The organism is Lewinella sp. (assembly GCF_050633125.1).
Classification (GTDB): domain Bacteria; phylum Bacteroidota; class Bacteroidia; order Chitinophagales; family Saprospiraceae; genus Lewinella.
Genome location: NZ_JBOEFX010000018.1, coordinates 161,574 through 171,468, shown reverse-complemented (window position 1 = coordinate 171,468; position 9,895 = coordinate 161,574). Strand labels below are relative to the sequence as shown.

Sequence of the window (9,895 nt, the reverse complement as noted above, 5' to 3'; positions counted from 1 at the left end):
TAGGTTTTTTATCACATAGTCATATGGAGTTTATGATTTTAACGTACTGACGCAGGCTGAGTCAATGCCGAACGAGTTATCTTCATTAGCGATGCTGGGTGTAATTGAAGGAGGGTACCGATTGAGCGAGTTGTTGGAGGTTGATGCCCATGGCTTTTACGCGTTGCCAAGCGGCTAGGGCTTCGCTGATTTGAGCAGGTTTACTTGCGCCTAATACGACCGATGATACGGCAGGGGAATTTAAGCAATAAGCCAATGCCAAGCCCGAAAGATTTTGTTTGCTCACCTGTTTAAGCATTTCGGCTTGTACTTTTTCAACTTGTGCTATGCTGTGGCTGAGGTATGATTGAGGGGGCTTGCCTGCGAGTAGCCCTTTGGCCAATGCTCCTCTAACCAAAACGCCATGATTGGCTTGCTGGAGATGACCAAGCACAGCCTCTTCGGGGCGCCGATCCAACAGGCTATACTGCGACATACAGCTTGCTCCCTGAGACAGGGCTGTCCATTTACGAATGGTATTCGGGCGAATGCTGGAGATGCCATAAGCACGGATTTTTCCCTGGTCTTTTAATAACTCAAAAGCTTCGATGACTTCTTCGAGTGGATCATCAATGGTACCGCCGTGCAGTTGATAGAGGTCAATGTAATCGGTACCCAAGCGTTGTAGGCTGGCCTCAACGGCGGTCATGATGTACGCCTTGCGTGGCACCCAATCCCAGCCGCTACCGTCTTCTCTCCATCTGTTGCCGACTTTGGTGGCGATGATGACCTCCTTGCGGGTGGATGCTAAGGCTTTGCCAACGATGCGTTCGTTTTCCCCTTTATCATAAAGATCGGCTGTATCGAAAAAATTGATGCCACCTTCCAGCGCTGTTTGAATAATTTTCGCGCCCTCCGCAGCGGAAGGGAAAGACATGCCGCCAAGTGCAATGCGGGAAACACTCATGGAGGAAGAACCGAGGGTAGAAAAATCCATCATAGGGTTTTAACATTCATCTTATTAAAAATTGCCATAGGAGAAGAAACTGTCCGAAAACAGACCATAATCTGGCATAATCGTCTTTTATCTCAACAACTTAGGCCAACGATTAGTTACTTAAGTTATAATAGCTAAACTAATTCTTTATTATAATGAAAAAGCAAGCCATTTGGAATGGACAAGTTATTGCGGAAAGCAATGATTTGGTACGTCTCGAAGGAAATTATTACTTCCCTGCCAATAGCCTAAAGCAAGAATTCATCAAAGAAAGCACTACCCATACTGTTTGCCCATGGAAAGGTACAGCTTCCTACTATTCTCTGGAAGTAAATGGGCAAACCAATGCCGACGCCGTCTGGTACTACCCTAGCCCCAAGGATGCTGCTAAAGAAATCACGGATCGGGTTGCCTTTTGGAGAGGAGTAGAAATAAAGGATGCTTAATTAAGGTCTTTTATTGCGCAGAAAAAAAATGGTGATTTTTTTTAAGTTTTCCAAATAGCTAACACTCTTGAAATGAACCGTTTTGTTAACTATTTTGAAAACAAAATCTCCATTTATTTTCGTGCTGTTCTTTTATTGCGCAAAAAATAATCACCCAACAATTATGACAACAACCCCTACCCTAGCCAGCGCAAAACGCTATCTCCTCCGTTATCAGGAGATCCGACAGTGGAGTGTACAATTGTGCGCACCGCTTTCTGCGGAAGATTATGTGGTGCAACCTATTGGTGATGTGAGCCCACCGAAGTGGCACCTGGGACACACGACGTGGTTTTTTGAAAACTTTATCCTTCGGGAACATCTTGACGATTACCAGCTATTCGATGAACGCCTAAACTGGTTTTTCAATAGTTATTACGAAAGTCAAGGGCCGCGAATTTTACGTACCAGCCGCGGTAACATGACGCGGCCATCCACAGCAACCATTCTCGCTTATCGCGAATATGTAGATGGAAACCTGACCAACTTACTGGAACAGTATCAAGAAAAACTGCCTGAAAAACTGGCGCAACTTCTGGAAATAGGCTTGCAACACGAACAACAACACCAGGAGTTATTGATGACGGATATCAAATATATCCTAGGCACCAACCCACTCTATCCAGCTTATCAGCAAAGTGAGGAACCTACCAAAAACCAACGTTTTCCTGAAGGTTGGATCAATATTGAGGCGGGGCTTTATCAAATCGGCCACGATGGCGATGGCTTTTGTTGGGACAATGAGCTGAGCCGACACCAGGTTTATCTTGATCGTTTTGCTTTAGCAAAAAGACTGGTGACCAATGGTGATTACTTGGCTTTTATGCAAGACGGAGCTTATGAACGTTTTGAACTGTGGCAAATGGAAGGCATTGAATGGGCCCGGCAGTTGGATATCAAAGCCCCTTTGTACTGGTATGAACAAGATGGGGCATGGTTTCATTATACCCTCAACGGTTTACAACCTATAGATTTGGCAGCTCCGGTTACGCATATCAGTTTTTTTGAAGCCGATGCTTATGCTCGCTGGGCAGGTCATCGTTTGCCTACCGAACAGGAATGGGAAGTGGTTTGCCAACAGCAACATCCTGAAATTCCCACCAACGCCAATTTTGTTGAAGACAAAAACTGGCACCCGATTGCACCAACTAGTGATGAGGACGACCAACTACTAGGCAATGTTTGGGAATGGACCAACAGCGCCTATCTTCCTTATCCGCGGTACCCAAGACCAGAAGGGGCATTGGGCGAATACAATGGCAAATTTATGATCAACCAGATGGTATTACGTGGAGGTTCTTGCGCGACACCACATTCTCACATTCGGGCAACTTACCGCAACTTTTTCCAAACCGATAAGCGTTGGCAGTTTACGGGCATCCGCCTAGCCAAAGACCTTGATTAAACTGGTATCACTCACCGTAGGAAAATCAATCCATTGCTTCTCAATAACTTTATTTCCCGTATGAATACTACTACCTCTAGTCCTGCAATTACCGAAACCAGCACTTTTGCTGTTGATATTGAAGAAGGCCTCAGTAACTACCCGAAGCAGTTATCGAGTAAATATTTTTATGATGCCGCTGGTGATCAACTTTTTCAGGATATCATGGCTATGCCGGAATATTACCTCACCAACGCTGAATATGATATTTTCACTCGGCAAAAGGCAGCCATCCTTGAAGCATTTGGTGACTCGACCTTTGAATTGATTGAGCTAGGTGCTGGTGATGGAACCAAGACCAAGATTTTACTAGAATATTTTCTCCAGCAAGAAGCAGACTTCACTTATCGGCCAATTGATATTTCGGGGAATGTCTTAGAACAACTGGCCGCTGATTGCGCACAACAATTTCCTAAGCTCAAGGTAGATGCCGTAAAGGGGGATTATACGAAAGCTCTTTCTCTGATTAAAGAAGAAGACAATCACCGGCGTAAAGTCGTACTTTTCTTAGGTGGTAATATTGGCAATTTCCCATTACCCAGCGCTAAAACATTTATCAAAGAATTAGCAAGCTGTCTTTCCCCCGGTGACTTGCTGCTTACCGGTTTTGACCTAAAGAAAGACCCTAAGGTTGTACAGTTAGCCTATGATGATCCAGCCGGCATTACCGCCGCCTTCAACCTCAATTTACTCGCCCGGATCAATAGAGAGCTGGGTGGTGAATTTGACCTTGATAAATTCATGCACTGGGAAACCTACAACCCACTAAATGGTGAAGCACGCAGCTACATTGTAAGCAAAGAAGACCAATTGGTACAAATTGAGCAGTTGCAATTAAGTGTACATTTTGCGGCCTGGGAAGCCATAGCCGTAGAAGTATCCGCCAAATACAGTGAACGCGATATTACCGAACTGGCAGAAGAAACCGGCTTTGTGGTCAACCATAATTTTGTGGATCAAAAAGCCTATTTTGTGGATAGCCTTTGGGAATTGAAACAACAAATATGATTGCAGCTCACCATATCGAACAAGTTCATTATCCGCCTGCCAGTGAATTGGTTCCTTATGTGAGTTCCTATTGCCATTATAAATTAGAAAGTCACTTACAAAAAGACACCCTATTTTTCCTACCTGAAGGAATCGTCGAGATTATCTTCCAGCATGGCGCACATACCCACTATACCCATCCCATCAGTAAAGAATGGCTTTCACGTGAGCAGGCATTTGTAGGGGGCTTGCATACCCGGGCCTACCAAATGAAAATTAGTGAACCCGGATTTGCTTTTAGCATTCGATTCCGCGCAGGCGCTTTTGCTCATTTTGTAAAATTGCCCGTTCACGAGCTAAAGAATCAACTCTTGAGCCCCGGCCTCATCTGGGGGAAAGCAGGGCAAGAATGGCAAGATAAACTAGCATTAACCAAGTCTATTGATCAGAAAATTGAGCTTACTGATCAATTTCTGCAAAGCCAGTTTAGCGCATGTTCCCCCTTTCCTACTGCGATTTTGCAAAATTTTATTCACCAAAAAAATGGCCATTGCAAGGTGAGTGATCTGGCCAAGATAGCCTACCTAAGTCCGGCTCAATTTCGGCACCGCTTTAACAGTCATTTTGGGGTTCCACCCAAAACCTATTTGCAGCTCTACCGGCTAGGTCGAGTAAAACACCTTCAGGCAACAACCACTAATTTACGGGATTTAGCTTTTCAATTGGGCTATTATGACCCCTCCCATTTCCACAAAGAGGTGCAACTTATCACCGGGCTTTTGCCAAAAAGTTTTTGCCAGCAGCAGGGGTAATTGTAGAACCAGCGTTTTTTACAATTGCATTGCTTTGAAACTGCCTAAATTGGTCAAAACAATCGATTTATGTGGCAACGAACGTTCATCATGGCCTTCTTTCTCCTTCCCTTACTGCTTGGCGCCCAAGGGAATATTCTATCCACTTATAGCCAGGGTAAATACAGTGATTGTCTGGCGAATTGTAAGGAACAACTTGAGGCAAACCCGAAAGATTCCATGGCTTTATATATTCAGGGGCTCTGCCTCATCCAGGCGAATGATTACAAATCTGCCTTGAAAAGCTTGGAAGCAGCTGTTGAAAACAATTTCCAACCTGCCGCGAATGCAAAAGTACAGCAAGCGCGCTGTCTTGCTCAGTTAGGCAAACAAGAAGAAGCGCTAGATTTGTTGAGCAAGCTCGTCAAAGAAGGATTTAGCAGCTACCAGGCTTTTGAGCAAGAGCAATTCGAAGTTTTTGCCCATCAAGAAAACTTTCAGAACCTAAAAGACAGTGTTCATCGGCGGGCATTTCCCTGCTTTTATGACCCCAACTATACGCATTTCGACTTTTGGTTAGGGGGATGGGACGTTTTTGTCGGAGACATCAAAGTGGGCGAAAACACCATCACCAAGCAGGAAGGAGGCTGCTCCGTTTTGGAACAATACTCTACGGCACGCGATTACATAGGGCAAAGCCTCAATTTCTATGATCCATCAGATGGTTTATGGAAGCAATTTTGGTCAGACAATACCCAAGGGCTGACCAAATATATAGAGACTGAACGCCGACCAGGTTACCTTCAATTTATATCCGAACCCAGTAGTACTCCTACCAGCAACGGCACCCTTCGCATGACTTTTACGCTACAGGAAGATGGATCTGTACGCCAATTTATAGAGCAAAAACAAACCCCGGAAAGCGAATGGCAAAGTGCCTTTGATGGGAGATACGTGAAGCGAGAAAATAAGAATTAGGGAGTATCCCAAATAGTGTGTCTCGCGCAGAGACGCAGANNNNCTGGTTATCAAGTAGATACATTTCGATAGTTTTAGTTAGACACAGTTGACTGGGCACTTTCAAGAATTAGAAAACAGTCTTTGAGACAAAGTCATCACCCGGCTTTATTCGTATTAACACGAGAAGGTTCGCTGCCCTAAATTTAGGCAGTGGACCTTTTTATTTGAGTCGCTGATATCATGAATTTCGTAAGATCACATAGCTATACCCGTTACTAAGTGCCGGGTATACATGATATCCTTGCGAATCAGAAACCTTTATGCTCTCGGAATTTTTATTCCGTACCTTCACAATCAAGAATCGCCCAAATTATCTCCGTATGGATTTTCTGCGTACCCCTGACGAACACTTTCAGCACTTACCTGACTGGCCTTTTCAACCTAACTATATTGAATGGAACGGGATGCGTATGCATTATGTAGACGAGGGCGAAGGGGAAACCATTTTACTCCTTCACGGTGAACCCAGCTGGTCGTACTTGTACCGCAAGATGATCCCCGGTTTAGCGAAAAACCACCGGGTAATTGCTTTTGATTGGTTGGGCTTTGGCCGATCTGACAAGCCCACGCAGATTAGTGATTATACTTTTGATTTCCATTTCCAAAGCTTTCATCACTTGCTAGACCAGCTGCAGCTCAAGGATATTACCTTGGTTGTCCAAGACTGGGGAGGCTTACTGGGTTTACCAATGGTGGGCCAACGACCTGAGTTATTCAAGCGGCTGGTCATCATGAATACCTTTATTCCCGACGGAACAGAACCTGGTAGTAAAGCCTTCAATATTTGGAGGACTTTTGCCCTGAAATCACCTGTTCTTCCCATTGGTAGAATCATTTCGCAAGGGACACATCGCCCGCTAGATCGTGCGGTACGCAAAGCCTATGATGCACCTTTCCCCAATGCGAAATACAAGGCAGGAGCCAGAGCTTTCCCTGCATTGGTGCCAATGACACCTGGCGATCCGGCGGTACCTTACATGAAAAAAGCCAGAGAGGTGTTGGGGGGGTGGCAAAAGCCTTGTTTGGTGGCATTTTCCGACAAGGACCCCATTATTGGTGGTGCGCGTGGCTTTTTTGCAGACCTTGTCCCTACGGCGGAAGGTCTGCCTGAGAAAAGAATTAAAAACGCCGGCCACTTCCTTCAGGAAGATGCCGGCGAAGAGATTGTCGAACATATCCTGGCCTTTCTGGGCAGGCATGTCTTAGCTTGACTTTAGCCTTTAATCATTTTGAATAAGCCATACAAAATAGCTCCATAAAAAACGGTATTACCACCTGAACCAACCGTAAGTAGAAGACCGACAGCAAATATAGCAGCACCAATTGCACGGCCGGTATTACTTCCGCCTTCCTCGGCAGCCATTTCTTCTTTTTGGGCAATTTTCTTTTTGATCCAAACAGCAATGGTTTGTTGATCAGCAAGTGGGCCAGCGCATTCAGTCACAATGTTTTTCAGTGGTACGCCAGTGTCCATCATTCGGTAGACTTCTCTTTGCAAGGTATTGACTGCTGATTGCCGACCTCCAACAATAACTTGCTCCCTGAGACTTTCTTCCAGTTTACCCGTTAATTGTTGCCGAATCTCTTCATCTGATTGCCCTTCATTTACCCACGATTCTACTTGCTCGGTAAATTCTTTACGGACGTCCCTTTTTACCTCACGATAAATACGGTCAACATCCCTTTGATAGGCGCCATTGTTTTTTAAAAAAGTCTTGATTTCTTCGACCGATTGGAGTGCGAGAAAGCGTTCTTTTGCTTGGCCTTGTAGATTGGCCAGCAATTCATTTCGATTTACCATTGAGAGAGCGTTTTAAGGTTTTAGCTTTTAAATAATGGCAAAATTAAAATTAAAACTCGCTTTTTCAAACGGATTATCAAAAGACCAGCACTCCAAACCATTGAAGGTGATGGAGTGCTGTCCTAATTCTAATCAAATCACTATATGATTAACCACCATATTGTACTGTACCGCTTCTGTCAGGTCCTTTAAATTGAAATGCCCATAGGGCGCAGACCCGTAAGATTTCTGCCCTGTTTGTCCTGGCAGTTTACAGGTATTTTTGCCGTAGACGATACACCCGTAGCCTACAATTTGATCTGCGGATGACCAAATGCTGTAGCGGTAAGCCCCCTCGTAAGCGGAAGAGCTGTTGAGGTCGACCAAATAATCGGAAACGCCATAAGGGCCATACCAACCCCACATGTAACCTGGGTAAAATCCATTGACATCATCACAAGTAGGTACACCGCTGGCGTAATAGCAACTCACCAGGCCCTGGTTGGCTCCGGCTATACCTACGAAGGCATCTACACTACTCGTCAGAGAACTACCCACAGAATAGGAACCACCATCGTTGGGATCGTAACCAGCACCGCCTTTTACTGCCTTACGGCCTAAAGTTACGCCCATGGAGTGGCCAATGATATCCACTTTGCTCGCGCCGGTATATGCCAAAACGGCTTCCACAAACTTGCGGATGCGCATCACATTTTCTTTGGAGTGGTAATTATTTGCAGCACTGGATGCATCCGCATCACCCCATGTAATCGCATACAGTTCGGCTTCAGTATAGCCCTGGCCTAGGAAGTAATTTAGTGACTCTGTCCAACCGCTTTGCCCGAATTGGGTGCCCACGGCTTTATCAGAATTGCCGTGAATGAAAATTACGGGTTGCTTCGTTACAGGCGTATTGTTATTCGTTTTACCACCATAGCTATCTCCCACAATATCGGTACGTGAAAAATTGTAACTGCCATAACCATTGGCCGATAGCCAGCTTTGAAAATGAGAGGTAAGCGTAGCACCTGTTGGCACAGACCTGCCTTCTGAGGGAGTAGACAAAGCCCTGGTATCGTAAGTCGAAAGGCTGGTTTCTTCCCAGTAATCTTGTTCTGTGCTTAAATCAGGGCCTGTTCGCTCATTTGTTTCCTCTGGCTTCTCACAAGAGAATAGAAAAAACAGCATAAAAACTAAACCAAGCTGTAGACTATTGGAATAAAACATCGGCAATTAATTTGGTTAAGGAATTATTTTTCGCACAAATCACGATTGCAAAATATTATTCCAAACCCAAACCACCAGTCTCTTTGTCGTTGAAAAACAGCTACTTATACAAAACAGCAAGGGTAGACTTTTTGCGAAGACTGCTCACAAAAAACCACATAACAAACTGATAATCAAACAAATAAACCAGCAAAAAGAACACCGTCGACTTCTTGACAGGGTCAGATGCCTCAAATGAGCGGAATAGAACACAGATTTAACGGATCTGACGGATTTAACACAGTTTTTTTTGTAAAAGTTGCTCTTTCGACTAGCAGTCACCATTAGTTTCCTCAGCTATCGCAAAACTTGCGCCTCAACACCTCCCCAGAGTTGTTCAAATTCCGCGTAGCCATTGGCAAGAAGGAAAAGTTGCTGGTCTTTGCGCAACAAAACGGTAGGATAACCCCGAACACCCCACTGGCGGTTCAGTTGAAATTCGGCCTTTGTGGCGGCTATGATTTCTTCACTGTGAAACAGCTTCAAAAAGGCTTCGTAGTCCAATCCAAGGCTTTTACAAATGGGGGCATAAAAAGTGTCGGTCGCAGGGTCTTGATTTTGCACATAAAAGTGATGCTGCACCAATTCAAAAAAACGATGCTCCAAAGTGGGGTCCATTGTGCGGGCTGCTACTACTGCCCGGCAGCTGGGCTCGGTGTCATAGTTGAACGATTCGCGCTCGAAAAGGGAATAGCCAAAGGGCTGGCCGCTGCGCTCGTTCACTTCCTCCCAGTGATGCTTGAGAAAATTTTGAAACTGCTCATTCCAAGGGTCTCCACCACCGGGCCGCAAACCACCTACTACAATACGAAAAGGGATGCCCTCTTGCGCGGCACGTTGCTCTAGTTTATGCAATGCAGGAGAGATGCCCCAACACCAGGAACACATTGGGTCGCCTACATAAATAATTTCTACGCCATCTTTTTGCTCTACAGCAACCTTATCACTTTCCACTTCGGGAATGATACAGAGGCCCGTTTCCGGATCACAAAAGAAAGGCGTATCAGATTGGGCATTGCTCATGATCAGGCAGGAATTAATCAGCATTATTAGTAAGAAAATCCTCATGCCTTAATAAGATGATGTGAGGTAAAATTGTTTAATGCCAACGCATTTTCTACAAAAAAATAAACCATATAAGGGATT

Annotated in this window: 10 protein-coding genes; 6 read left to right on the top strand and 4 right to left on the bottom strand. The window is 44.9% G+C overall.

What is annotated here, in order from left to right:
• Positions 1 to 85: 85 nt before the first annotated feature.
• Positions 86 to 979: an aldo/keto reductase gene (locus ACRBG0_RS04680; protein ID WP_431485749.1), complete on the bottom strand. Its 894-nt coding sequence runs from the start codon at positions 977 to 979 to the stop codon at positions 86 to 88.
• A 152-nt stretch (positions 980 to 1,131) separates the two neighbouring features.
• Here ACRBG0_RS04680 and ACRBG0_RS04675 point away from each other — a divergent pair, with 152 nt between their 5' ends.
• The 6 genes from ACRBG0_RS04675 to ACRBG0_RS04650 all read left to right on the top strand — a co-directional run bounded on the left by ACRBG0_RS04675 (position 1,132) and on the right by ACRBG0_RS04650 (position 6,914).
• The gene (locus ACRBG0_RS04675) at positions 1,132 to 1,422 is read left to right on the top strand and encodes a DUF427 domain-containing protein (RefSeq protein ID WP_431485748.1); all 291 of its coding nucleotides are present in this window, start codon (positions 1,132 to 1,134) and stop codon (positions 1,420 to 1,422) included.
• A 163-nt stretch (positions 1,423 to 1,585) separates the two neighbouring features.
• Positions 1,586 to 2,866: an ergothioneine biosynthesis protein EgtB gene (egtB, locus tag ACRBG0_RS04670; RefSeq protein ID WP_431485747.1), complete on the top strand. Its 1,281-nt coding sequence runs from the start codon at positions 1,586 to 1,588 to the stop codon at positions 2,864 to 2,866.
• Between the two features lie 60 nt (positions 2,867 to 2,926).
• A complete protein-coding gene (egtD, locus tag ACRBG0_RS04665) occupies positions 2,927 to 3,913 on the top strand; it encodes an L-histidine N(alpha)-methyltransferase (RefSeq protein WP_431485746.1) in 987 nt (328 codons plus the stop codon).
• Complete coding sequence (locus ACRBG0_RS04660) at positions 3,910 to 4,704, top strand: AraC family transcriptional regulator (protein ID WP_431485745.1); 795 nt, start codon at positions 3,910 to 3,912, stop codon at positions 4,702 to 4,704. Before egtD ends, ACRBG0_RS04660 begins: the two co-directional genes overlap by 4 nt.
• Positions 4,705 to 4,773: 69 nt before the next feature.
• Positions 4,774 to 5,661 carry a tetratricopeptide repeat protein gene (locus ACRBG0_RS04655; RefSeq protein WP_431485744.1) on the top strand — a complete coding sequence of 296 codons (888 nt, stop codon included), beginning with the start codon at positions 4,774 to 4,776 and terminating at the stop codon, positions 5,659 to 5,661.
• Positions 5,662 to 6,023: 362 nt separating this feature from the next.
• Complete coding sequence (locus ACRBG0_RS04650) at positions 6,024 to 6,914, top strand: haloalkane dehalogenase (protein ID WP_431485743.1); 891 nt, start codon at positions 6,024 to 6,026, stop codon at positions 6,912 to 6,914.
• Positions 6,915 to 6,916: 2 nt separating this feature from the next.
• On the opposite strand, the gene ACRBG0_RS04645 is transcribed toward ACRBG0_RS04650, so the two are convergent.
• The 3 genes from ACRBG0_RS04645 to ACRBG0_RS04635 all read right to left on the bottom strand — a co-directional run bounded on the left by ACRBG0_RS04645 (position 6,917) and on the right by ACRBG0_RS04635 (position 9,796).
• A complete protein-coding gene (locus ACRBG0_RS04645) occupies positions 6,917 to 7,504 on the bottom strand; it encodes a hypothetical protein (RefSeq protein ID WP_431485742.1) in 588 nt (195 codons plus the stop codon).
• Positions 7,505 to 7,636: 132 nt separating this feature from the next.
• Positions 7,637 to 8,710 carry a lipase family protein gene (locus tag ACRBG0_RS04640; protein ID WP_431485741.1) on the bottom strand — a complete coding sequence of 358 codons (1,074 nt, stop codon included), beginning with the start codon at positions 8,708 to 8,710 and terminating at the stop codon, positions 7,637 to 7,639.
• Positions 8,711 to 9,046: 336 nt separating this feature from the next.
• On the bottom strand, positions 9,047 to 9,796 hold the full coding sequence (locus ACRBG0_RS04635; RefSeq protein ID WP_431485740.1) for a DsbA family protein: 750 nt from the start codon (positions 9,794 to 9,796) through the stop codon (positions 9,047 to 9,049).
• Between the last annotated feature and the right edge of the window lie 99 nt (positions 9,797 to 9,895).